20 protein-coding genes, 1 tRNA gene, 4 rRNA genes, 1 other RNA gene and 1 other annotated feature are annotated in these 24820 nt (G+C 39.8%); of the genes, 3 read left to right on the top strand and 23 right to left on the bottom strand.

Going from position 1 to position 24820, the window contains the following annotated elements:
- Positions 1 to 6: 6 nt before the first annotated feature.
- The 16 genes from yabA to ffs all read right to left on the bottom strand — a co-directional run bounded on the left by yabA (position 7) and on the right by ffs (position 14470).
- Positions 7 to 360, bottom strand: a complete 354-nt coding sequence (yabA, locus tag MHI40_RS00175; RefSeq protein ID WP_175496343.1) for a DNA replication initiation control protein YabA — start codon at positions 358 to 360, stop codon at positions 7 to 9.
- Between the two features lie 12 nt (positions 361 to 372).
- Positions 373 to 1203 (bottom strand): PSP1 domain-containing protein, encoded by an 831-nt coding sequence (locus MHI40_RS00170; protein WP_093538624.1) that lies wholly within the window; start codon positions 1201 to 1203, stop codon positions 373 to 375.
- Positions 1196 to 2203: a DNA polymerase III subunit delta' gene (gene holB, locus MHI40_RS00165; RefSeq protein ID WP_093538623.1), complete on the bottom strand. Its 1008-nt coding sequence runs from the start codon at positions 2201 to 2203 to the stop codon at positions 1196 to 1198. The genes MHI40_RS00170 and holB overlap by 8 nt, the downstream gene beginning before the upstream one ends.
- 136 nt (positions 2204 to 2339) lie before the next feature.
- Entirely contained in the window at positions 2340 to 2780 is a 441-nt protein-coding gene (locus tag MHI40_RS00160) for a YaaR family protein (RefSeq protein ID WP_340761067.1), read from the bottom strand.
- 24 nt (positions 2781 to 2804) lie between these two features.
- Complete coding sequence (locus tag MHI40_RS00155; RefSeq protein WP_093276576.1) at positions 2805 to 3134, bottom strand: cyclic-di-AMP receptor; 330 nt, start codon at positions 3132 to 3134, stop codon at positions 2805 to 2807.
- A 44-nt stretch (positions 3135 to 3178) separates the two neighbouring features.
- Complete coding sequence (gene tmk / locus MHI40_RS00150; protein WP_093538621.1) at positions 3179 to 3820, bottom strand: dTMP kinase; 642 nt, start codon at positions 3818 to 3820, stop codon at positions 3179 to 3181.
- Positions 3821 to 3822: 2 nt separating this feature from the next.
- Complete coding sequence (locus MHI40_RS00145) at positions 3823 to 5247, bottom strand: aminotransferase class I/II-fold pyridoxal phosphate-dependent enzyme (RefSeq protein ID WP_340761066.1); 1425 nt, start codon at positions 5245 to 5247, stop codon at positions 3823 to 3825.
- A gap of 319 nt (positions 5248 to 5566) precedes the next feature.
- Positions 5567 to 5682 (bottom strand): 5S ribosomal RNA (gene rrf, locus MHI40_RS00140).
- A 186-nt stretch (positions 5683 to 5868) separates the two neighbouring features.
- A 23S ribosomal RNA gene (locus MHI40_RS00135) occupies positions 5869 to 8797 on the bottom strand.
- 195 nt (positions 8798 to 8992) lie between these two features.
- A 16S ribosomal RNA gene (locus MHI40_RS00130) occupies positions 8993 to 10546 on the bottom strand.
- Together the 16S, 23S and 5S rRNA genes form the textbook arrangement of a ribosomal RNA operon.
- 267 nt (positions 10547 to 10813) lie before the next feature.
- Complete coding sequence (locus MHI40_RS00125; protein WP_093538741.1) at positions 10814 to 11071, bottom strand: pro-sigmaK processing inhibitor BofA family protein; 258 nt, start codon at positions 11069 to 11071, stop codon at positions 10814 to 10816.
- A 59-nt stretch (positions 11072 to 11130) separates the two neighbouring features.
- Complete coding sequence (locus MHI40_RS00120; RefSeq protein WP_340764307.1) at positions 11131 to 11343, bottom strand: YaaL family protein; 213 nt, start codon at positions 11341 to 11343, stop codon at positions 11131 to 11133.
- Positions 11344 to 11360: 17 nt separating this feature from the next.
- Positions 11361 to 11957: a recombination mediator RecR gene (recR, locus tag MHI40_RS00115; RefSeq protein ID WP_093538739.1), complete on the bottom strand. Its 597-nt coding sequence runs from the start codon at positions 11955 to 11957 to the stop codon at positions 11361 to 11363.
- A 12-nt stretch (positions 11958 to 11969) separates the two neighbouring features.
- Positions 11970 to 12290: a YbaB/EbfC family nucleoid-associated protein gene (locus MHI40_RS00110; protein WP_340761065.1), complete on the bottom strand. Its 321-nt coding sequence runs from the start codon at positions 12288 to 12290 to the stop codon at positions 11970 to 11972.
- A gap of 14 nt (positions 12291 to 12304) precedes the next feature.
- Positions 12305 to 14050 carry a DNA polymerase III subunit gamma/tau gene (gene dnaX / locus MHI40_RS00105; protein WP_340761064.1) on the bottom strand — a complete coding sequence of 582 codons (1746 nt, stop codon included), beginning with the start codon at positions 14048 to 14050 and terminating at the stop codon, positions 12305 to 12307.
- Between the two features lie 152 nt (positions 14051 to 14202).
- Positions 14203 to 14470, bottom strand: an RNA gene (ffs, locus tag MHI40_RS00100) — signal recognition particle sRNA large type.
- A gap of 223 nt (positions 14471 to 14693) precedes the next feature.
- On the opposite strand from ffs, the gene MHI40_RS00095 reads away from it, so the two are divergent.
- Positions 14694 to 14786 (top strand) — tRNA-Ser (locus MHI40_RS00095).
- A gap of 177 nt (positions 14787 to 14963) precedes the next feature.
- Here the strand turns inward: MHI40_RS00095 and MHI40_RS00090 are convergent.
- From MHI40_RS00090 to MHI40_RS00080, 3 genes are all read right to left on the bottom strand, one after another.
- Positions 14964 to 15632 (bottom strand): deoxynucleoside kinase, encoded by a 669-nt coding sequence (locus MHI40_RS00090; protein WP_093538736.1) that lies wholly within the window; start codon positions 15630 to 15632, stop codon positions 14964 to 14966.
- A 2-nt stretch (positions 15633 to 15634) separates the two neighbouring features.
- A complete protein-coding gene (locus tag MHI40_RS00085) occupies positions 15635 to 16267 on the bottom strand; it encodes a deoxynucleoside kinase (protein WP_093538735.1) in 633 nt (210 codons plus the stop codon).
- A gap of 106 nt (positions 16268 to 16373) precedes the next feature.
- Positions 16374 to 17510 carry a glycosyl hydrolase family 18 protein gene (locus tag MHI40_RS00080; protein WP_093538734.1) on the bottom strand — a complete coding sequence of 379 codons (1137 nt, stop codon included), beginning with the start codon at positions 17508 to 17510 and terminating at the stop codon, positions 16374 to 16376.
- A 76-nt stretch (positions 17511 to 17586) separates the two neighbouring features.
- Between MHI40_RS00080 and tadA the strand changes: the two genes are divergently transcribed.
- Positions 17587 to 18060, top strand: coding sequence for a tRNA adenosine(34) deaminase TadA (gene tadA, locus MHI40_RS00075; RefSeq protein WP_093538733.1), 474 nt, complete (start codon positions 17587 to 17589; stop codon positions 18058 to 18060).
- A 17-nt stretch (positions 18061 to 18077) separates the two neighbouring features.
- On the opposite strand, the gene serS is transcribed toward tadA, so the two are convergent.
- Positions 18078 to 19352 (bottom strand): serine--tRNA ligase, encoded by a 1275-nt coding sequence (gene serS, locus MHI40_RS00070; protein WP_340761063.1) that lies wholly within the window; start codon positions 19350 to 19352, stop codon positions 18078 to 18080.
- A 52-nt stretch (positions 19353 to 19404) separates the two neighbouring features.
- Positions 19405 to 19623 (bottom strand) — a binding site (T-box leader).
- Between the two features lie 226 nt (positions 19624 to 19849).
- Here serS and pdxR point away from each other — a divergent pair.
- The gene (pdxR, locus tag MHI40_RS00065) at positions 19850 to 21268 is read left to right on the top strand and encodes a MocR-like pyridoxine biosynthesis transcription factor PdxR (protein ID WP_419958828.1); all 1419 of its coding nucleotides are present in this window, start codon (positions 19850 to 19852) and stop codon (positions 21266 to 21268) included.
- Between the two features lie 22 nt (positions 21269 to 21290).
- Here the strand turns inward: pdxR and MHI40_RS00060 are convergent, their stop codons facing one another.
- The 3 genes from MHI40_RS00060 to rrf (MHI40_RS00050) all read right to left on the bottom strand — a co-directional run bounded on the left by MHI40_RS00060 (position 21291) and on the right by rrf (MHI40_RS00050) (position 24708).
- Positions 21291 to 22625 (bottom strand): serine hydrolase, encoded by a 1335-nt coding sequence (locus MHI40_RS00060; protein ID WP_419957682.1) that lies wholly within the window; start codon positions 22623 to 22625, stop codon positions 21291 to 21293.
- 142 nt (positions 22626 to 22767) lie between these two features.
- Positions 22768 to 24234 carry an IMP dehydrogenase gene (guaB, locus tag MHI40_RS00055; RefSeq protein ID WP_093538730.1) on the bottom strand — a complete coding sequence of 489 codons (1467 nt, stop codon included), beginning with the start codon at positions 24232 to 24234 and terminating at the stop codon, positions 22768 to 22770.
- 358 nt (positions 24235 to 24592) lie between these two features.
- Positions 24593 to 24708: ribosomal RNA gene (gene rrf / locus MHI40_RS00050) — 5S ribosomal RNA — on the bottom strand.
- Positions 24709 to 24820: the final 112 nt, after the last annotated feature.

The following is a 24820-nucleotide window of genomic DNA, read 5'->3' as shown; positions in this document are numbered from 1 at the left end:
AATTGTTTAAATGTTTTGTTTGTTTAAAAATGAAAGACAAAATAGACAATCTTCTTCTTTACGAGAACTCCCAAAATGAACGTGACACACATGGTAGCCTTCTTGGTATAGTCGAGCTAGATTATCATGGCCCTCTCCTACATCAAGTTTATGCAATTTCTCATCTCGTAATTTCTCAATCATTGCTTCTTTTTCATGTATTTCATCGAGTCGTTGTCTTAAATGATTATTCTCTTGTTGTAGCGCTTCACGTTCTTCAACCATTATCGCCACAAATTCTTTTAAAGCGCGAAATTGCAGCTGCGTGGACTCTAATTGTTTTTCAAAATCTATAATTGTATCAAAAAAATTGCGGTCCATCACACATTCACCTCATTGCCCCGACCATTGCACTTGATTTGTCGCATGGTTTGTAATTTCTTCTAACGTATAATCTAGAACACGTTGTGGATCAGGTAACTCTATACGTAAAACTCGCTCTAAAATATTCATACTTACTACTCGACCTAAGCCATCAGGAGTTTCAACTTTATCTCCAATATCCGGCATCTGTTCTCTAGCAGTTTCATATTCATCGTTCTCATACTTTAAGCAACACATCAGACGTCCACATAATCCAGAAATCTTAGATGGATTAAGTGATAAGTTTTGATCTTTTGCCATTTTTATAGAAACCGGCTCGAAATCACCTAAAAATGTTGAACAGCAAAGCATTCGGCCACAAGGACCTATGCCACCTAACATTTTCGCTTCATCACGAACTCCAATTTGTCTAAGCTCAATACGAGTTCTAAATACGGATGCTAAATCTTTAACCAAATCTCGGAAGTCTACGCGACCTTCTGCGGTAAAATAAAAAATAATCTTATTTCGGTCGAATGTATACTCAACATCTACAAGCTTCATTTCTAGGTTTCTTTCGATAATCTTTTCCGTCCCTAGTGCAAGGGCTTGGGCTGACTCTAATCTATTTTCTTCTACTTGGATGCGATCTTTATCAGTAGAAGGCCTAACTACTTGTTTTAGAGGAAGCACAACGTCATGTTCCTCAACTTGCTTAATCGGAACTACAACTTTACCATACTCTACGCCTCTAGCTGTTTCGACGATTACATAATCATCTTTCACTAAAGCAAATTCTACTGGATCAAAATAATATATTTTACCCGCTTTTTTAAAACGGACTCCTACAACATTATACAAAAGTAAATCCCTCCTGCAGGTTAAGCATTAACTGCTCCATCATCAGTGTCCGGTTCATATTTTTATGCAAGTTTTGTTTTGCATGTAAAATCATTTCTAATTGCTTTGATAATTGCTCATACGTTGTTTGCAGAGCAATTTGTTTCCAATAAGAAATCATATCTGGAAAAGTACAATCTGCGATGGGACTTGCTTTTATAGCTACTATATCACGATATGCAAATAGTAGTAAATCTAACGCTTGTTCAGCCTGCTCTTTCTCTTTGAGCAAAGGTCCAAAATCTTCGTGAATACACATCAATGCATCCTGAACACTTCTTCCATTCGCTTCAACCAATTTTAACACTGATTTCCTTACAAGTCCAAACTGCTCATCTTTCGCCAAGTTAATTGCTTCTTCTACTTGATTCGTCATTTTAGAAACTGTAGATGCCATGGAGTCAGTGATTCCCTCTTGTATTAACTTCTGTTTTAAGATAGCAGTTGGCATTGGAGATAAACTTAAATGCTGACATCTTGATCGAATAGTTGGAAGTAATGCATGCATTTTATCTGTTAATAGAATCGCCGTTATCTCGCTTTGAGGTTCCTCTAAAAACTTTAATAATGTGTTTGCAGCACTTGCATTTAGTTGATCTGCATGATGTATTACATATATTTTTCTTTGCTTTTCAATAGTTGTTTTACTTAGAGCATGAACCAGTTCATCTACTTGTCCTTTTTTTATAAACTGACCATCCGGTTCTAGTTGCATATAGTTAAGGTGATTGAAGGATTTTAATCTTTTACATGATCGACATGTTTCACATGGAACATTATTTACGGGACTTTCACAAAAAAGAAGCTGAACGAAAAATTGCATTACTTTCACTTTCCCAGTTCCTTTAGCCCCTTCTAGAATATAGGCATGTCCGATTCGATTTTTAGAGACAATTGTTTGAATTTGTTTAACTACGGTAGGTTGTAATCTGTCTACATCCTCTATCGACCAGTTTTCCATAACTTTCACCTCTTTCTATAGAAAAGAAAAATTACTTATGTAAGAAACAACCTGTTCTTCTGCAGCAATCTTCGTGTAAGCATATACTTCCTTGTGAAAAATCCCGCGTTTCGCAGTAAGCGAAAACACGGGAAACTTACGTGTATAAATTGATCAGTAATCCTTTTATCTCCCCAATTTTATCCAACAAATCTATTGAACTTTTTTCTTGGTTTAAGATTTCTTCTGCCAATTCCACTAATTTTTCGTCGATTGTTTCTACAAGTTTCAATTTTCTACCTTCACCGAAACGATTCCATGTATGGGACTGCTTTAACCCCATTCCAAAATCTACGGCTTCGTGTAAAAATTTTCGGATAAGCATTTTAAATTTGGCCATATCACGTAGGTTGCGGGAACGTGCGAGACGATCTCCAGCTGTGGAAATGTCTCCTAGTAGCCTTGTCATCGTATCTGTCTGCATGCGTTGTTCTTGTTTTATAACCATTTGGCCAAATTTTACTGACTGATTTCCATTCTGCATAGCGTCTTTTCGTATATTATCTATGCCGACACGCATATCTTGGTTAATCTTCACTGTTTACTACTCCTTCCTTCATTATTAAAAATGATGGAATTGTTCAATTGGGAGTACGAATACTGTAGCCCCTCCAACCTCAACCTCAACCGGGTATGGAATATACGAATCTGCATTTCCTCCCATTGGAGATACAGGCGCTACCATCTGCTCTCTAGCTCTACAATTATCTCTTATAAGCTCTAAAGCTGAAGCAACTAGAGAATCATCGGTACCGATTAGAAATGTAGTATTCCCAGATCTTAAGAAACCACCTGTACTTGCCAGTTTTGTTGCTCTAAACTTTGCCTTAGTTAATGCATTAGACAACCTATTACTATCCTGATCTTGAACTACCGCTACTATCAATTTCATCGATACTCACCCCTATTAATATTTTTTCTTTATTATACCACGAATTATCTAATTATTTCTAACTCGCGTTTGATGATTACATATGTTTCGTCTAAAACGTTCTCAATTGTTTGAGAGGCATCGATTACTTGTATACGTTCCGGGTATTTTTCAACTAATGACAAATAACCTGCTCTTACTTTTTGATGGAATGCTAAATTTTCTACATCTAATCGATTTTTTTCTCGTTCCTTATGAGCATTTATTCTAGCTAGTCCTACTGCTGGATCAATATCAAATAGCAATGTTTTTTCTGGCATTGTGTCTCCGATAGCAAACTTATTAATAGCCCATATCTCTTCTACGCCAATACCACGAGCAAACCCTTGATATGCCAAGGAACTATCAATAAATCGGTCACAAATCACAATTTTCCCAGCTGCTAACGCTGGAAGAACCTTCTCTACTAAATGTTGTCTCCTAGCCGCAGCATATAATAGTGCTTCTGTGCGGCTTTCCATCATTGTATGCTCATTATTCAAGATTATGTCCCGAATCTTTTCGGAAATCATAATACCACCAGGCTCCCGAGTCATTACTACCTCGTAGCCTTCATCTATTAGTCGTTCACCCAATAAATTCATAACAGTTGTTTTTCCTGCACCTTCTGGACCTTCACTTGTTATAAAATACCCTTTTTTTTGCACAGTTACTCCTCCACAACATATATTAACTTTTCCTCTAATTGATGTTCCCCTTGAAATGAAGCACCTTTTTCAATCCATGCCTCTAATTCCGTTAGAATGGGAACAGTAATTTTTTCCCCTGGTAGAAGTAGTGGAATCCCAGGGGGATAGGGAACAATCATCCCCTTGGCTATCCTACCGATTGACCTTGCATAAGGAATCCATTCTCCTTGTTTCTCATTGACTAGTTCTAAATGCATCTGTAAGGTAGAAATATTTTTTTGTTCCATGTAAAGTGTGCTACTCGTATACTCTGGAGTCTCTTTTTTTAAGTCCTCTATAGCATATTTCATTCGTTTTCTAATCTCTGCAAACGGAAATTCATGTTCTACTTTTAGTAAAGGGAGAATGAGTAAGACTTGATATATATCAGCAAGCTCAACATATATATTTTGTTTTTCAAAAGCTTGCTGCACTTGAAACCCAGAATATTTTCCGACTCGTATTAACAGTTTTAAAGGATCGTCTACTTGGACTACCTCTATTAATGGAATAGTTTCTAATGCATCTATAAACACTTCTCTTCTATCCAACAACTGTTTATAATCCATCGGGCTATATCTTTCCACATAACTTCTTGCATCATCAAGAGAGGCTAAGATTAAATAAGAAGGACTACTGGATTGTAACATTCTTAAGTATTTATTAACTCTCTTACTTTCAATCAAGTGAGAGCGAATATGTATATATGAACCCATTGTTAGCGAAGGTAGTGTTTTATGTGCTGATTGGACAACCACATCAGCTCCATATAACAAAGCTGACTTTGGAAACTCTTTATGTGACTGGAAGTGTGCGCCATGTGCCTCATCTACTAGCACAGGCATTTCCAGACTATGACAAAGGTTAATGATCTCCTCTAAGTCCCGAGAACAAACTCCATAATAGTTTGGATAGGTTAGGACAACTGCTTTAGCAAAAGGATACTGTTGAATTGCTTCTTCAATCACCTCTAACGGTACATAAGATGCCGTCTTACTATGTTCATCCCATATAGGTGATACATAAATTGGCTCTGCGCCCACCAGTTCAATTGCATGAAAAATAGATTTGTGCGCATTCCGTTGCACAATAATTTGTTCACCGTACTGGCAAGTCGCATATATCATAGCTATATTTCCAATAGTCGTTCCATTCACTAAAAAGAAACTGTCATCGGTGTTATATAGTCTAGTAAGTAACTCTTCTGCTTCTTTAATTGCTTCTTTTGGATGGTGATAATCATCTAATCCATCTAACTCAGTTAAATCATATTGCATCGAATTGCTAATAAGTTGTGGTAGATTGGATAAAAGTCCATGTTTATGTCCAGGCACATGAAAAGAAATCGACTTTTTCTTATGAAATTGCTCCAATGCCTCAACTAATGGTCTTTTTTCTTGCATCATATTTACCTCACAATACGTTCTAATTTCCTTCTCTATTATACATGAATTGTCCTTAAGTTTAAAAAGTGTCCTGCAAACACTGGATTCATAAGAGAGGAAAGAATGAAAAATACTCCTTGTTTCCGTTTCAACACACTTTCATTCTTTGAAGGTAGTGTAGAGCGATATACAAGTAGGTGGACGCTTCCACGGGCACTCCAATGAATACAGGGTATAGTACTCCGTTAGTGAAGGTTGGAGCATGATCGTCTATTTTTTTGACTCAGTATAGAAAAAAGAAGTCGTTACCGATATAACTCGGTAACGACTTCTTTTTGGTGCCCAGCGACGTCCTACTCTCACAGGGGGAAACCCCCAACTACCATCGGCGCTGAAGAGCTTAACTTCCGTGTTCGGTATGGGAACGGGTGTGACCTCTTCGCCATCATCACTAGACTCTTTCGGCTTCCAATACACATCGTACTTCTTCGTCAACTTCATTCGTTCGGTCAGTCACATACGGTAGTATGTTCCTTTCCTCTCTCAATTGTTTCCTCGAATTACTCGTGTCTTGAAACCCTCATAAATAGAGTGCTTGTTCACTCAAAACTGGATAAACGACATTGTTACGTTAAACAAAATTTGGTTAAGTCCTCGATCGATTAGTATTCGTCAGCTGCACGTGTCGCCACGCTTCCACCCCGAACCTATCTACCTCATCGTCTTTGAGGGATCTTACTTACTTGCGTAATGGGAAATCTCATCTTGAGGGGGGCTTCGTGCTTAGATGCTTTCAGCACTTATCCCGTCCACACATAGCTACCCAGCGATGCTCTTGGCAGAACAACTGGTACACCAGCGGTGTGTCCATCCCGGTCCTCTCGTACTAAGGACAGCTCCTCTCAAATTTCCTACGCCCACGACGGATAGGGACCGAACTGTCTCACGACGTTCTGAACCCAGCTCGCGTACCGCTTTAATGGGCGAACAGCCCAACCCTTGGGACCGACTACAGCCCCAGGATGCGATGAGCCGACATCGAGGTGCCAAACCTCCCCGTCGATGTGGACTCTTGGGGGAGATAAGCCTGTTATCCCCGGGGTAGCTTTTATCCGTTGAGCGATGGCCCTTCCATGCGGAACCACCGGATCACTAAGCCCGTCTTTCGACCCTGCTCGACTTGTAGGTCTCGCAGTCAAGCTCCCTTCTGCCTTTACACTCTTCGAATGATTTCCAACCATTCTGAGGGAACCTTTGGGCGCCTCCGTTACACTTTAGGAGGCGACCGCCCCAGTCAAACTACCCGCCTGACACTGTCTCCTACCCGGGTTACGGGTATGGGTTAGAATTTCAATACAACCAGGGCAGTATCCCACCGACGCCTCCTCCGAAGCTGGCGCTCCGGGCTCTAAGGCTCCTGCCTATCCTGTACAAGTTGCACCAAAATTCAATATCAAGCTATAGTAAAGCTCCACGGGGTCTTTCCGTCCTGTCGCGGGTAACCTGCATCTTCACAGGTACTATAATTTCACCGAGTCTCTCGTTGAGACAGTGCCCAGATCGTTACGCCTTTCGTGCGGGTCGGAACTTACCCGACAAGGAATTTCGCTACCTTAGGACCGTTATAGTTACGGCCGCCGTTTACTGGGGCTTCAATTCGCACCTTCGCTTGCGCTAAGCACTCCTCTTAACCTTCCAGCACCGGGCAGGCGTCAGCCCATATACTTCACCTTACGGTTTTGCATAGACCTGTGTTTTTGCTAAACAGTCGCCTGGGCCTATTCACTGCGGCTCTTCTAGGCTATGAACCCAAAAGAGCACCCCTTCTCCCGAAGTTACGGGGTCATTTTGCCGAGTTCCTTAACGAGAGTTCTCTCGCTCACCTTAGGATTCTCTCCTCGACTACCTGTGTCGGTTTGCGGTACGGGCACCTTTCACCTCGCTAGAGGCTTTTCTTGGCAGTGTGAAATCAGGAACTCTAGACATACGTCCTCGCCATCACAGCTCAATGTTAAAGAATGCGGATTTGCCTACATTCACACCTTACTGCTTGGACATGCATAACCAACAGCATGCTTACCCTATCCTTCTGCGTCCCCCCATTACTCAAACGGTGGTTTGGTGGTACAGGAATATCAACCTGTTATCCATCGCCTACGCCTATCGGCCTCGGCTTAGGTCCCGACTAACCCTGAGCGGACGAGCCTTCCTCAGGAAACCTTAGTCATACGGTGGACGGGATTCTCACCCGTCTTTCGCTACTCATACCGGCATTCTCACTTCTAAGCGCTCCACCAGTCCTTCCGGTCTGACTTCAACGCCCTTAGAACGCTCTCCTACCACTGATACCAAAGGTATCAATCCACAGCTTCGGTGATTTGTTTAGCCCCGATACATTTTCGGCGCAGCGTCACTCGACCAGTGAGCTATTACGCACTCTTTAAATGATGGCTGCTTCTAAGCCAACATCCTGGTTGTCTAAGCAACGCCACATCCTTTTCCACTTAACAAATACTTTGGGACCTTAGCTGGTGGTCTGGGCTGTTTCCCTCTTGACTACGGATCTTATCACTCGCAGTCTGACTCCCAAACATAAATCATTGGCATTCGGAGTTTGTCTGAATTCGGTAACCCGGGATGGGCCCCTAGTCCAAACAGTGCTCTACCTCCAAGATTCTAACGTTTGAGGCTAGCCCTAAAGCTATTTCGGAGAGAACCAGCTATCTCCAGGTTCGATTGGAATTTCTCCGCTACCCACACCTCATCCCCGCACTTTTCAACGTGCGTGGGTTCGGACCTCCAGTAAGTGTTACCTTACCTTCATCCTGGACATGGGTAGATCACCTGGTTTCGGGTCTACGACCACATACTCATTCGCCCTATTCAGACTCGCTTTCGCTGCGGCTCCGTCTTCTCGACTTAACCTTGCATGGGATCGTAACTCGCCGGTTCATTCTACAAAAGGCACGCTATCACCCATTAACGGGCTCTAACTACTTGTAGGCACACGGTTTCAGGATCTATTTCACTCCCCTTCCGGGGTGCTTTTCACCTTTCCCTCACGGTACTGGTTCACTATCGGTCACTAGGTAGTATTTAGCCTTGGGAGATGGTCCTCCCAGATTCCGACGGAATTTCACGTGTTCCGCCGTACTCAGGATACACTCAAGAGAGAATGAATTTTAGACTACGGGGCTTTTACCCTATCCTGCGGACCTTTCCAGATCGCTTCGTCTAACTCATTCCTTTGTAACTCTATGTAGAGTGTCCTACAACCCCAAAAGGCAAGCCTTTTGGTTTGGGCTATTCCCGTTTCGCTCGCCGCTACTCAGGGAATCGAATTTTCTTTCTCTTCCTCCAGGTACTTAGATGTTTCAGTTCCCTGGGTGTGTCTCAGATGCGCTATGTATTCACGCAAATGTACTGCTCCATTACGAACAGTGGGTTTCCCCATTCGGAAATCTCCGGATCAAAGCTCACTTACAGCTCCCCGAAGCATATCGGTGTTAGTGCCGTCCTTCGTCGACTCCTAGTGCCAAGGCATTCACCGTGCGCCCTTATTAACTTAACCTAAAAGTTAAAAAGTCTTACACGTCGTGATTACGTAAATAATCACAACAGAATTTCTTGTTGTTTATTGTTTCAATGTCGTTTTATCCAGTTTTCAAAGAACAAGCGTTGAATCTTCATATAAAATGAACATTCAAAACTGAACTGCAAAACGTTAAGATACGAATAAAGATTCGTATTCCGATATTATCCTTAGAAAGGAGGTGATCCAGCCGCACCTTCCGATACGGCTACCTTGTTACGACTTCACCCCAATCATCTGTCCCACCTTCGGCGGCTGGCTCCCGTAAGGGTTACCCCACCGACTTCGGGTGTTACAAACTCTCGTGGTGTGACGGGCGGTGTGTACAAGGCCCGGGAACGTATTCACCGTGGCATGCTGATCCACGATTACTAGCGATTCCGGCTTCATGTAGGCGAGTTGCAGCCTACAATCCGAACTGAGAACGGTTTTATGGGATTTGCTCACCCTCGCGGGGTTGCGACCCTCTGTACCGTCCATTGTAGCACGTGTGTAGCCCAGGTCATAAGGGGCATGATGATTTGACGTCATCCCCACCTTCCTCCGGTTTATCACCGGCAGTCACCTTAGAGTGCCCAACTAAATGCTGGCAACTAAGATCAAGGGTTGCGCTCGTTGCGGGACTTAACCCAACATCTCACGACACGAGCTGACGACAACCATGCACCACCTGTCACCGCTGTCCCCGAAGGGAAAAGCCTATCTCTAGGCCGGTCAGCGGGATGTCAAGACCTGGTAAGGTTCTTCGCGTTGCTTCGAATTAAACCACATGCTCCACCGCTTGTGCGGGCCCCCGTCAATTCCTTTGAGTTTCAGTCTTGCGACCGTACTCCCCAGGCGGAGTGCTTAATGCGTTAGCTGCAGCACTAAGGGGCGGAAACCCCCTAACACTTAGCACTCATCGTTTACGGCGTGGACTACCAGGGTATCTAATCCTGTTTGCTCCCCACGCTTTCGCGCCTCAGCGTCAGTTACAGACCAGAAAGCCGCCTTCGCCACTGGTGTTCCTCCAAATCTCTACGCATTTCACCGCTACACTTGGAATTCCGCTTTCCTCTTCTGTACTCAAGTCCCCCAGTTTCCAATGACCTTCCACGGTTGAGCCGTGGGATTTCACATCAGACTTAAAGGACCGCCTGCGCGCGCTTTACGCCCAATAATTCCGGACAACGCTTGCCACCTACGTATTACCGCGGCTGCTGGCACGTAGTTAGCCGTGGCTTTCTAATGAGGTACCGTCAAGGTACGAGCAGTTACTCTCGTACTTGTTCTTCCCTCACAACAGAGTTTTACGATCCGAAAACCTTCTTCACTCACGCGGCATTGCTCCATCAGACTTTCGTCCATTGTGGAAGATTCCCTACTGCTGCCTCCCGTAGGAGTCTGGGCCGTGTCTCAGTCCCAGTGTGGCCGATCACCCTCTCAGGTCGGCTACGCATCGTCGCCTTGGTGAGCCGTTACCTCACCAACTAGCTAATGCGCCGCGGGCCCATCCTGTAGTGACAGCCGAAACCGTCTTTTAACATCTCCCCATGTGAGGAAATGGATTATTCGGTATTAGCCCCGGTTTCCCGGAGTTATCCCAATCTACAGGGCAGGTTGCCCACGTGTTACTCACCCGTCCGCCGCTAAATCAGAAGAAGCAAGCTTCTTCGTCATTCGCTCGACTTGCATGTATTAGGCATGCCGCCAGCGTTCGTCCTGAGCCAGGATCAAACTCTCCATAATAGTTTACTTCCAGTATGCAGAGCACATTGAAAGCGAACAAATTAGAACTAGTTTAAAAGCTCATTTTGTTTTGCTGGCATCATCATTAAATGATGTCCAAAATTGTTTTGCTATCATCCTAACAAGTTAGTTGAAAGCTATGTTTCTTAACGTTTTGCATGTTCAGTTTTCAATGTTCATGTTGTCTGCCATAATGTATTACCTCTTGGCGACTTCTACAATATTACTCGCTTCTCATGATAAAGTCAACACTTTTTGCAAACTTTTTTAAATTAATATAGAAATCGCTACAACAGAGATGATTCCGGGTATACCTAACACTGCCGCTACAGTACCTGTAAACAAATTCACCGGTATTGCATAACCCATTGACCCCACCAATAAATGTACACCATATAATAAGAGTATGGAAAAACCTAAACGAAACAACAAGATAGATAGTCCTTCAAAAAACTTTGGGAATGAATTACGAAATAACAAAAAAGATAAAAGCAATAGTGAACATATAATGATAACAAACTTCATGAGTTACACCCTCCATAAAATCATATCTATCATTATATGTAACTATTGCTCTTGTTATTCTATTTGAGGATGACATTTCGGATCCTTGCTTCTTTATATAGATAGAAGTGGATACTTTCTGCCATTTTCCTTTTAGCAACTGCATCTAAATCGTAGTCATTTAAGTAATCCTCTATTAACTGGGCTTGATGCCACTCTGACTTTGTTTCTTTCATGAGTGTAATGAATTGCTCATCGAATTCCTTTTTCATTTTCCCTTTTTTAGAAAACATCACACCAACACATCCTCCTACAACTCTCGGCGACCTTCTAGAGCTTTAGAGAGAGTTACTTCATCTGCATACTCTAAATCTCCACCTACAGGTAATCCATGAGCAATTCTAGTTGTTTTAATACCAGACGGTTTAACAAGACGTGAAATATACATCGCCGTTGCTTCTCCTTCTATAGTAGGATTGGTAGCTAGTATTAGTTCTTCGATTTCTGTATTTTGCAATCTTTTCAAAAGCGAAGGTACATTGATATCTTCTGGGCCAATTCCATCCATTGGTGAAATTGCTCCATGAAGTACGTGGTATCGTCCGTTATAATCTCTCATCTTTTCCAAGGCAATTACATCTTTTGTATCTTGAACCACACAGATTAAAGATGCATCTCTTTGTTGATCCTGACAAATATGACAAGGATCAATATCGGTTATATGCCCACATACAGAACAAAAGCTTAAATTTCGTTTTGCATCAACTAAAGCTTTTGCAAAATCTAAAACAGTATCTTCTTTCATGGTTAAGACAAAAAAAGCCAGACGGGCCGCTGTTTTCGGCCCTATTCCCGGCAATTTCATAAAACTATCAATTAGTTTTGATATCGGTTCAGGATAATGCATCTATTATTCCTCCTAGAACATGCCAGGAAGGTTCAACCCTTTCGTGAATTGACCCATTGTGGAGTTCGCTGTTTCTTCTGCTCTTTTAATAGCATCATTTGTAGCAATAACGATTAAATCTTGAAGCATTTCAATATCATCTGGATCTACTACTGCTGGATCTAGTTCTACTTCTAGTACTTCCTTTTGTCCTGAAACTATAACTTTCACCATGCCACCACCGGCTACTGCTTCAAAACGTTGAGTAGCTAGTTCTTCTTGTGCCTCTTCCATCTTCTTTTGCATTTTTTGCATTTGTTTCATCATACCTTGCATATTTCCCATTCCACGCATAATAATTTTCCTCCTTAGTTATCTTGTACTTCTACAAATTCTTTTCCGAATAATTTCTCCGCCTCTACTATCAACGGATCCTCTGATACTTGTTCCATCGCCTGTAATAGTTCCATTGAGTCATTTGGCTCAGAGGAATTTCCATCAGTTTCTGGAGTGCTTTGTTTTAAACCGTTTTGCTTAATAAAGTCTTCTCGAATCTTTAACCAATTTTCTTCAGGCACATATAACACTTCATACATAGTCCCTGTTAAGTTAGCAATTAACTGGGGAAACGAAGTAGAAAATGTTTTGTTCTCCATGGCCATTTGACAATGAATATCATACTTGAATTTTAACACAAATGCATTAGAAGATGCTGCTACAGGCTCTGCATCATTTAATAAAGCAGCATGAGATTTTTGCAATTGTTGTAAAATACTTGCCCACTGAGATTTAATCACCTGGATATCGGTTTTTGTGGCGGTCTTCAAAATTTCTGATATCCGACCACTCGATACTTTGACGCCTCCAGAGGACTTTTGTCTTTGACGCTTTGGTTGATCTTGCGTTCCAGTAGTAGCTTGCAATGTCATCCCTTGGCTTAATTGCTGTTGTAGTTGTTGTAATTGTGTTTCAAGTACTCGTACCTTTGTTTCTAACTCCGAGTTACTCTCACTTGATACGGTTCCTTCTTTTGGTACGTGTGCCAATCGAATTATTGCTGTTTCTAGATATACTTTCGCATGATTAGAAAAACGCATTTCTTGTTGTGTATTTGTCAAGATAGAAATGCCTTTGTATAAGGTATCTACTTGAAACTTGGAAGCAAGCTCTAAAAACATAGAGTCTCCTGTCGCTATTTCTAGTAATTCAGTTTGCTCAGGAGCAACAAGCAGGACAAGTAAGTCTCTATAGAAAGTTATAAAATCCTCTGTTAATCGAACTGGATCTTTGCCATCTTCGATTAACTTTTCTATACAAGCTAAGGCCTTGGCTATATCTTTGTCTATCAATGCATCTGCTAATTGAAAAAAGACTTCCTGCCCGATTGAACCAGTTACCAGTAATGCATCTTCAATGGTCATTTTATCAGCACTAAAGGATACAACTTGATCGAGCATACTAAGTGCATCACGCATACCGCCGGCGGCTGATTGCGCAATGATTTTCAGTACATCTTCATCGTATTCAATTTTTGCATCCGTTAATACCTCTTCCATGCGAGAGACAATATCACTGGATGTAATTCGTTTAAAATCAAAACGCTGACACCTAGAGATAATAGTTAATGGTATTTTATGTGGTTCTGTTGTTGCTAAGATGAACACAGCATGGGCTGGTGGTTCTTCTAGTGTCTTCAGTAATGCATTGAATGCACTCGTGGAAAGCATATGCACTTCATCGATAATATACACTTTATATTTAGCATTAGAAGGTGCAAATCGTACTTTTTCGATAATATCACGCATTTCTTCTACTCGAGAGTTAGAAGCTGCGTCAAATTCAATCACATCTGTATTTGAGCCTTCTGTTATACTTTTACAAGTTTCACATGTATTACAAGGCTCTTTTGCTGGACCATTTTCACAATTCAAAGCCTTTGCAAATATTTTCGCTGCACTAGTTTTACCTGTACCTCGAGGACCAGAAAATAAATAAGCATGTGTTGTTTTGTTGTAAAGGAGGGCATTTTGAAGAGTTTGCTTAATATGAGTTTGACCGGACATTTCCGCAAACGATTGTGGCCTATAAGCACGGTAAAAAGCTTGATACGACAATCATTTCCCTCCTTCTCATTTCTAATTGTTAATGGTTTCTATTATACCATAAAGCTAACTAGACTTCGCTTATTTATGTATAGTAAATCTTTTTTCCAAATAAAAAACTCATCTGTCTATTAGACAAATGAGTTGAAGTTTAATATTAAATGCCGTGCACCTTCCTTCGATTGAAACACATAAGCGGCACCTTTGTCGTTAACTCAGTTTAGGCTACCCCGCGGCACATGAGAAAACACCACTTAATGCTGCTTCCTTCCGGACCTGACATGGTTCATGGGTACCCATTGCGCAGGACCCAAACGTCAACGTCACGTGCAAATACCAGACCCTACATGTATTCAACCTCAGAGAAGGAGTTCAGTCTCGCTAGAGCGGATTGCGAGTTACAAGACACCGCTACCTTCCCACCTAGCACGGCATTTACAAGTATACTTTTTTTATAGACAAAAATCAATGATAAAGCACAAGTAAATTTATATACATTTACTATTTTATAGTAATAACATAAAGATTTTTTAAAAAATAGAGATAATATTCGCTCGTTTCTTTTCACAATGGTCATATATAGTTTCTCACACTCATTTGACTAAAAATATGTTGACATTCATTTTCTTCTATGATAAATTAGTTGATGTACTTCGGAGGAATACCCAAGTCTGGCTGAAGGGATCGGTCTTGAAAACCGACAGGCGGGTCATACCGCGCGGGGGTTCGAATCCCTCTTCCTCCTCCATTTTATATACACACGCATAAATTTGAGATTGAATTCGTTACATAGGTAACGAATTTTTCTTAAAACATTGTGTTCAGAATATTAAGAAGGTAGCGATATCCGTTAGCTTCTTTTTTTATGCCAAAATAACTTACTTATATAAAAATCCTCCTGTAAATAATCACAGGAGGATTTTATTTATTTACGAATAATAGCAGTTTGTTCCATGAATTGACCAACGCGTTCTAAAATTGTTTCTACGTCATTCGGGTTTGTCATAATATCATAATCATTAATATTCAAACGAAGTACTGGACAACCATTGAATGCATCAATCCATCGCTCATAGCGTCCATGCATTTCTTCCCAGTAAGAGATAGGGGTTTGCTGCTCCATTGGGCGACCTCTATCGTGAATTCGATCGATAATGTCATCCATTGATCCTTCTAAATATATTAGTAAGTTTGGATGTGGGAAATATGGAGTCATTACCATAGCTTCAAACAAGCTCGTATAGGTTTCATGATCTACAGGATCCATCGTACCTTTTTCTTTATGCATTTGTGCAAATATACCAGTATCTTCATAAATAGAACGGTCTTGTATAAAGCCACCGCCATACTCAAACATTCTTTTTTGCTCTTTAAAACGTTCAGCTAGGAAGTAGATTTGTAAATGAAAGCTCCACTTAGAAAAGTCTTCGTAAAAACGATCTAAATAAGGGTTGGTATCTACTTTTTCAAAAGACGTTTTAAAATGTAATGCTTCTGCTAATGCTTTAGTCATTGTTGATTTACCCACTCCAACAGTTCCTGCAATTGTAATGACTGCATTTGAAGGGATGCCATATTTCTCTCTTAAACTCATTATTAATAACTCCTTTTATGCAATGTTGCATCTACTTTTTCTAGTATTATTTGTAGGTCCTTACCATTTTGAACAAAATCTATCTCGTTTCCGCTTATTCGAAGAACTGGTACTTCAGGATGCTTTTGTTCGAAGTCATCGATAAACATTCGATAATCTGCTGAGAGCTGCTCTAAGTAGTCAGGGCTAATTTTTTTCTCGAAATCCCTTCCTCGCATATCAATTCGACTAAGAAGTACATCTATACTTGCATCTATATATATGACCATATTAGGAACAGGCATATCCTTTGTTAGGATTTGATATATTGATTCATACTTTTCATATTCTACTTCACTCAATGTACGTTTCGCGAAAATTAGATTTTTGAAAATATGATAATCAGCCACAACTGGATTTTCTTTTGATAAATATTTTTTCTCTATATCACTTAATTGTTTATAACGATTACACAGAAAAAACATCTCTGTTTGGAAACTCCACTCTGCTATATCCTCGTAAAACTTGTTTAAAAAAGGATTCTCATCCACAATTTCTTTCAGTAATGCAAATTGATATTTGGCCGAAATAGCTTTCGCCAGGGAAGTCTTCCCAACCCCTATTGGACCTTCTACTGTTATAAATGGAATGGACATAAGTTTTAACCTCACTCTAAGATTTCAAGTCGTATCATCTATTTTAGCACACGCTGAAAACGAAAAATAGAGCAAATCCACCTTTCCAAGGAAAGGCTAATTTGCTCTATTTTTTCTTCACTTGGAACATTTCATGAAGTAAGTACCAATTTTGTGGAAAGTCAAATCCACTATGCCAATATGCTATTCCTAGCAGCTGCAGTTCTATTAAAAGTTTGAATTTAGCTTGAATAGAACGTGCATCTTCAAACCAAACCTCATGTTCGATACCATTCTGCCAATAGTGAAAGAAAGGAGCCTGTGCATTTTGATCGTACTCGATTGCGGCATTTCGATCCTTTGCTAGTTGAATAGCCTGTTGTGGACTTAATGCTCTAGCATTTGGGTTTCCTACCTTATAAGGTAATGTCCAATCATATCCATACAAATTTTGCCCCATCATAATTTTACTTGGCAGTATTTCTGTCTTTGCATATTCCAATACTCTACGAACTGGTCCAATTGGAGAGACAGCCATCGGTGGCCCACCACTATATCCCCATTCATAAGTCATAATAACAACAAAATCTGCTACTTCTCCTATTGCCTTATAGTCAAAAGCTTCATACCATCTTCCTGGTTGATCGGCACTAGTCTTAGGCGGAAGTGTTACGGATATAACATATCCTTTAGCAAATTCTTTAAATTCCTTTATAAAGTTCACGTAGTTTTCTCTATCCGTCGCTTCCATATATTCAAAATCTATATGAATATGCTTCGTTCCTCTTTTTTCAGCCTCTGCTACTGCTTGTTTAAACAAATTGGTCTTCACTGCTTCATCGGTGAAAATGGTATGAGCTAGAGAAGCATTAAACCCATAATCTTCAATATTCGCTATCACAATCACTGTTTCTACCTGTTGCTCTTTAGCAATTTCACTTAACGTCCCCCAATTCATCTCCGTCAATGAGCCGTCTCGTAGTACTTCATACGAAAAAGGCATCATATACGTTAAATTGGAGGCTACCTTCTCTACTTGCTCTAGCACACGTTCCGCAGGTACTTCTGTATACCATTCAACATACAAATTTGTTTCAATGGTAGGTCTGTTTGGACTTGGAGTTGATGGTAGTACCAGCGCCTGGCCTATTACTAATACATCAGGGTCAGGAATTTCATTTATAGAGACAATACTTTCCACTGTTGTTCCGAACCGTTTGGCGATTGCATATAAACTATCTCCTTGTTTAACTATATGGATCAATGCATCACTCCTTCATCTTAGAGTATGCAAGTTCTCAAAAAAACATGCTAAACTAAGAAGAAGGAGTCGATGAAAAATGGATGAATATTATATGAATTTAGCCATAGAAGAAGCAAAGAAGGCAGCAGCCATTGGAGAAGTTCCTATAGGTGCTGTAATAGTACATAATGATCAAGTTATTGCATCGGCTTACAACTTAAGAGAAACAAGCCTAAATGCCACAACCCATGCAGAACTGCTCGCTATTCAAGAGGCCTGTGCAGCACTTAATAATTGGAGATTAGAAGAAACAACTTTATATGTTACCTTGGAGCCTTGCCCTATGTGTGCAGGAGCAATTTTACAGTCACGAATTCCTAGAGTAGTTTACGGAGCAAGAGATACCAAAGCCGGCTGTGTAGATTCCCTGTACAGACTATTAAATGACGATAGATTTAACCATTGCTGTGACGTCACAGAAGGCATTTTAGCAGAAGAATGCGGCAGTATACTCACTCAATTTTTCCGTAACCTTCGTGAACAAAAAAAGAACCAGAAACGCGGTTTATAGCGAATCTGGTTCTTTTTTTATTTAATAACAGTTTTTCCACCCATATATGGAACAAGAACTTCTGGAACTATAACTGTTCCATCCGCTTGTTGGTAATTTTCTAATATAGCCGCTACTGTTCGTCCCAGTGCTAATCCACTGCCATTTAAAGTATGCACATACTCAGGTTTTCCTCCAGCTTCACGACGAAAACGAATTCCTGCACGTCTAGCTTGGAAATCTTCAAAGTTACTACATGAAGAAATTTCTTTGTATTCACCATAGCTTGGTAGCCAAACCTCTAAATCGTATTTCTTTGCAGCTGTAAAGCCTAGATCTGCTGTACACATATGAAGTTTACGATATGGCAGACCTAACAATTGTAATACTTTTTCTGCATGTCCAGTTAAAAGTTCTAACTGCTCATAAGAGTCCTCTGGCTTTACAAAACGAACTAACTCGACTTTGTTAAATTGATGTTGACGTATTAACCCACGAGTATCGCGACCTGCTGATCCAGCTTCAGAACGGAAACAAGCACTATAAGCAGTGAACGCTTGTGGAAGTTCCGCTCCATCTAATATTTCGTCTCTATAAAAATTTGTTACAGGTACTTCTGCCGTTGGTATTAAGAAATAATCCTCTTCTCCAATTAGGAAAGCATCCTCTTCAAACTTTGGAAGTTGCCCAGTGCCTGTAAGACTTGCACGATTTGCTAAATAAGGAGGAAGCATTTCTTCATAGCCATGCTCTTCAGCATGTAGGTCCATCATGAAGTTTAATAATCCACGTTCCAGTCTTGCTCCTAGTCCACGATAAAATGCAAAACGACTTCCTGTTACTTTTGCCGCTCGTTCAAAATCTACTAATTTTAAATCTGTCGCAATATCCCAATGTGCTTTCGTTTCAAAATCAAATGACGGAACTTCTCCCCATTTAAGTATTTCTACGTTATCATCTTCCGAATCACCAATCGGTACACTATCATGCGGAATATTCGGGATTCGCATCATCATATGTTCAAATTTTTCTTCTACATCCCGTAGCTCATCGTCTAATGATTTGATTGCATCGCCTACTTCACGCATACGTGCGATAAGTTCATCCGCATTTTCTTTGTTTCGTTTCATCAGAGATATTTTTTGAGAAAACTCGTTTCTTTCAGCCTTTAACACTTCTGTTTTCGCAATCAATTCACGACGCTTTTGATCTAAAGGTTGGAATTGATCAAATTCTGAAATATCTTCCCCACGCTTAGCAAGTTTTGCTTTAACTGTTTCATAATTATCACGTACAAATTTTACATCCAACATATAATATTCCTCCTTAAAATTTTGAAAACACAAAAAAGCCCCCATCCCATGAAAAAGGGACGAGAGCATACCCGCGTTGCCACCCTGATTGATCCTGTCATAGACAGAATCCACTTACTTGTACTCTAACGGCTTTTCAACCGGCACGACCTACTAATCATTCAGCCGCACAACTCAAAGGACGGATTCACAAGTGTTTATATCAGCTTTCACCAACCGCTGACTCTCTATAAAAAACGAGCTTGTTACTGCTTCCTATCATCGTTTTTGATTCATGAAATTACTCATACTTTACTATACGTGAACTTCTTTTGCAAGACTTTCCTATATCTTCTCTACAATATAACATTGCCTTCCTACATGACGAGAGTTTGTGAAAGGATTTCCAATTGTTTATGCAAGTGCTCCATTATTTTTATTAAATTTAGTATAATGAAATATGACCATACTATAAGTATCTAAAATAAATCAAAAGAAGTGGTCAGATGGGAGAAATAATGGATTTCCTAATGTTTCAGTTAATACATAATTCAAAAACCCCACTATATGAACAATTATATCAATCCATAAAGAAAGCCATAATAAACGGAACAATTGAAGAAGGTATTAAGCTTCCCTCTAAAAGAAAGCTTGCCGAATATTTAGCAGTCAGTCAGACAACGATTGAGTTTGCCTATAGCCAGTTAGTTGCTGAAGGGTTTATAGTATCTGAACCTCGACGTGGATACTTTGTTCAAAATTTAGAAGAATTAGCGATCATTGAACAAGGTATTGCTTCTATCGTGCCGGAATCGACAGATACACCTTCCTTTTCGGTCGATCTTTCTACAGGTAAAATTGATACAGACTCTTTTCCTTTTAAGACTTGGAGAAGATATGCGAAGGACATTGTAAATGAAGAAAATGGGGAGTTACTACAGTTAGGTCATCCCCAAGGAGATTATTTATTAAGACAGCAAATTTCTTCTTACTTATTCCAATCTAGGGGAGTAAAGAGTACACCTGAACAAATTATTCTAGGCTCAGGTACTGAACAAATTATGCCGCTCATTATTCATTTGCTTGGTGAAAAGGCAGTGTATGGATTTGAAAACCCTGGGTATCCACTTACACATCACTTATTTTTTAATGATAGTAGGATGTCTGTACCTATAGCAGTAGATAATGATGGGGTCATAGTTTCTAAACTAGAGCAATCTTTTGCAAATGTGATGTATGTGACTCCCTCTCACCAGTTTCCGACAGGAGCAGTATTGTCTGCAACCCGCCGCAACCAGTTACTAGCGTGGGCATATCAGCAGGATAATAGATACATTATTGAAGATGATTACGATAGCGAGTTTAGATACACGGGTAAGCCTATTCCCTCCCTACAAGGTATAGATCAAAATGAACGGGTCATCTATTTGAGTACATTTTCTAAGTCACTAATGCCTTCTTTGCGAATAGCCTATGCAGTTCTACCAAAGTCTCTAATCTTACAATATAAACAAAGATTTTCTTATTATGCAGCTACAGTTCCTCGAATGGATCAGCATATACTAGCAAACTTTATGGAAGATGGTTACTTCGCAAAACATTTAAATAGAATGAGAAAAATTTATAAACGTAAGTTAGAAATTATTACAAAAACTATTTTACAATACCATCCCACGGTTAGTATTTCTGGAGAACAGGCGGGAATGCATATTTTACTGACCATTCGTACAACTAAAACAGAGACAGAACTAGTGAAACTTGCTGAGCAAGCGGACATTCGGATTTATGGTCTTCAGGATTACATTTCATCGAATTTAGATGAGCAAACTTTTCCAAAGCTTGTACTAGGTTTTGGTGGCCTAAAAATGGAACAAGTTGCTTCTTCTATTCATCAACTGATGAAAGCACTAGAAATTAAAAAGCACCGTAACTCTTGATGAGCTACGGTGCTTCTGCTATTTAAAATAATCCACCTATAAAGTCTGTTGTGCTGTTCCATAAATTACCGAAAAATTTACCGATCCCTTGGAACATTAAGCTTATCCAACTAGAACGTTCTACCGCTTCAGTAGTTACTACATCTGTTTCTGCCGCTTGATCAGTTATATAGCCATAGTCAGTTCCTTCAGATTTCTCTAAGTGAACTTTACCTACAACTGTGTCTTTTTTAATAGCTGCTTCAAGCGTCTCTTTAGTTGGTGTAAATACAGGCTTGTACAATTCTTTTTCATTTGTCTTAATAATCATAGAAATGGGTTCCTTCACAGCAATTGCAACTGTGTCCTCTTTCCCTTTTTCTACTTTTAATGTGGCTTGTTTTGGAATTTTAAATCCTGCTGGAACAATCTCTTCTTTAGAAAACTGGGAGAACCCATAATCTAATAGAGCTCTTGTTGCATCAAAACGTGCTTTGTACGAACCTTTTCCATCTGCACCCACTGCTTTCATTACGACAGAAATAACACGCATTCCGTTCTTTTGAGCAGTTGCAGTAAAGGAATGACCTGCAAATTCTGTTGTTCCGGTTTTCAATCCATCTACGCCTTCATATTCATATACTAAACCTGGTAACATCCAGTTCCAGTTACTCATCTCTATTGCATCAGAAGTTCCTTCACGGAATATTTTCTTAGGAATCTTTGTAGTTTCTAAAACTTCAGGGAAATCTTTCATCAAATAATATGCAAGAATTGCCACTGATTTGGCAGGCATTACGTTTTCATCAGAAGCATTAGTACTCGCTGGATGCATACCTTGTAAATCTTCATTATTTAGACCTGAAGAATTGACGAATTTATATCCTTCTAGTCCCATCTCTGCTGCTTTTTCATTCATTAGCTTTATAAAATTATCTTCAGTACCTGCAATTGTTTCAGCAATTGCTATAGTAGCAGCATTTGCAGAATATATGGCCATTGCTTCATAAAGCTCTTGAATAGAATAGCTACCATCTTCACGTAGTGGTACATTACTTAAACGACGATCCTGAGAGATTTTGTATGTATATTCAGTAACATTATATTGTTGATCCCATGTTACTTTACCTTCTGCTATTGCTTCAAATAACAAATACTCCGTCATCATTTTCGTCATACTTGCTATTCCAAGCGCTGTCTCAGAATTCTTTTCATATAAAATTTTTCCTGTCTCTGCATCGATTAAAATTGCTGCATCTACATTTAAATTCAAGCTTTCCTCTGCTTTTGTAGCAGCAGGCATACTACATACTACTGACACAAGAAACATCGGAAGTACAAGCCACTTTATCATTGATGTCATCCATACCTTCTTCACTATCGTACCTCCACCTTTTGGTTTTATCATTGCTCATTTTATCATACTTTAGCAAGGTAGGACACTTGTATACAAAAAAGCACCCATTCGTCCTAGTTTAAGACGACAAATGGGTGCAAAAGTTTCTATCCAGTGCAATTACTTACGATATAGAGTAGTTTGGAGCTTCTTTCGTAATTTGAACATCATGAGGATGACTTTCACGTAATCCAGCACCAGTCATGCGGATGAATTGCGCATTCTCTCTTAGCGCTTCAAGTGTACCTGTTCCACAATACCCCATTCCTGCACGAACACCACCTAGTAATTGGTGCACAGTATCAGAAAGTGGTCCTTTATAAGGAAGACGGCCTTCAATGCCTTCTGGAACTAATTTTTTAGCATCTTCTTGGAAGTAACGGTCTTTTGAGCCTTTTTCCATAGCTGCAATTGATCCCATTCCGCGATAAGTTTTAAAACGTCTGCCTTGGAAAATTTCTGTTTCTCCAGGACTCTCTGTCGTACCAGCAAGTAAACTTCCTAACATAACAACATGTCCACCAGCAGCTAAAGCTTTTACAATATCACCTGAATACTTAATACCACCATCAGCAATTATTGTTTTACCTGCTTTGCGAGCCTCTGTAGCACAATCGTATATAGCTGTAATTTGAGGAACCCCAACACCCGCTACAACACGAGTAGTACAAATAGAACCAGGGCCGATACCAACTTTGACAACATCAGCTCCTGCTTCAAATAAAGCCTTAGTTGCTTCACCAGTAGCAACGTTTCCAGCTACGATATCTAAATCTGGATAAGTGTTGCGAATTTCTTTTACCGTATCCATAACCCCTTGAGAATGACCATGTGCTGTATCAATAACAATCACATCTACTTGTGCTTCTACAAGTTTTTGCACTCTAAGCATCGTATCTTTTGTAACACCTACTGCAGCGCCAACTAACAAGCGTCCATGATGATCCTTTGCAGCATTAGGAAATTCAATCACTTTTTCAATATCTTTAATAGTGATTAATCCTTTTAGTTTTCCATTTTCATCAACGATAGGTAACTTTTCAATTTTATATTGTTGAAGAATTTTCTCTGCATCCTCAAGAGTGGTTCCAACAGAAGCTGTAACTAGTTGTTCCTTTGTCATTACATCATCAATTTTTAAAGAGTAATCTTGAATAAAACGTAAATCACGGTTGGTGATAATGCCGACTAATTGTAAATCTTCTTCATTATTTACAATAGGGACACCGGAAATTCTATATTTCCCCATCAAATGCTCTGCATCATATACTTGATGAGTTGGAGTTAAAAAGAAAGGATCTGTAATAACTCCATTTTCTGAACGTTTAACTGTTAGTACTTGTTCAGATTGTTCTTCAATACTCATATTTTTATGAATAATTCCAAGTCCGCCCTGACGTGCCATTGCTATTGCCATTTTAGCTTCTGTTACTGTGTCCATTCCTGCACTAATCATTGGTATATTTAATTTAATTTTATCCGTTAATTGCACAGATAAATTGATATCTTTTGGTAAAACTTCCGATTGAGCTGGAACTAATAAAACATCATCAAATGTTAATCCTTCTTTTTGAAATTTAGACTCCCACATTTTTCAAAATTCCTCCTCGTTAAATGAATATTATTACAAGGTTATCAGCGCTTCTTGTAAGTGTCAAGAATCCGCAAATAATATGTTTATTCGGATTTTTCTTTCTATATTATTTAAATCAACTATGTATATATAAAGTAGAAATATAATTAATGTTTGAGCAATTATATAAGACTACTTATTTTAACCAGATCAAATGGGGTGCTTTATAGATGTTAAATTTAGTGGAATTTTCATTTTATCGATAGGTATATACTTTAAGAGATTATTCTATCTGCGGAGGATCAAGTTTTTTTAGTATTGGATAGAATAAAAAGAAGTCGTTACCGATTTTACTCGGTAACGACTTCTTTTTGGTGCCCAGCGACGTCCTACTCTCACAGGGGGAAACCCCCAACTACCATCGGCGCTGAAGAGCTTAACTTCCGTGTTCGGTATGGGAACGGGTGTGACCTCTTCGCCATCATCACTAGACTTATTCGGCTTCCAATATACGGCGCATTGCGTTGTCAACTTCATTCGATCTGTCAGTCACGTACGTTAGTACGTTCCTTCCTTCTCTCACTTGATTCCTAGCACTGCTTGT

The organism is Psychrobacillus sp. FSL H8-0510 (assembly GCF_038008345.1).
GTDB lineage: Bacteria > Bacillota > Bacilli > Bacillales_A > Planococcaceae > Psychrobacillus > Psychrobacillus psychrotolerans.
The sequence above is the reverse complement of the archived record's forward strand: the minus strand, read 5'-3'. Positions and strand labels throughout refer to the sequence as shown.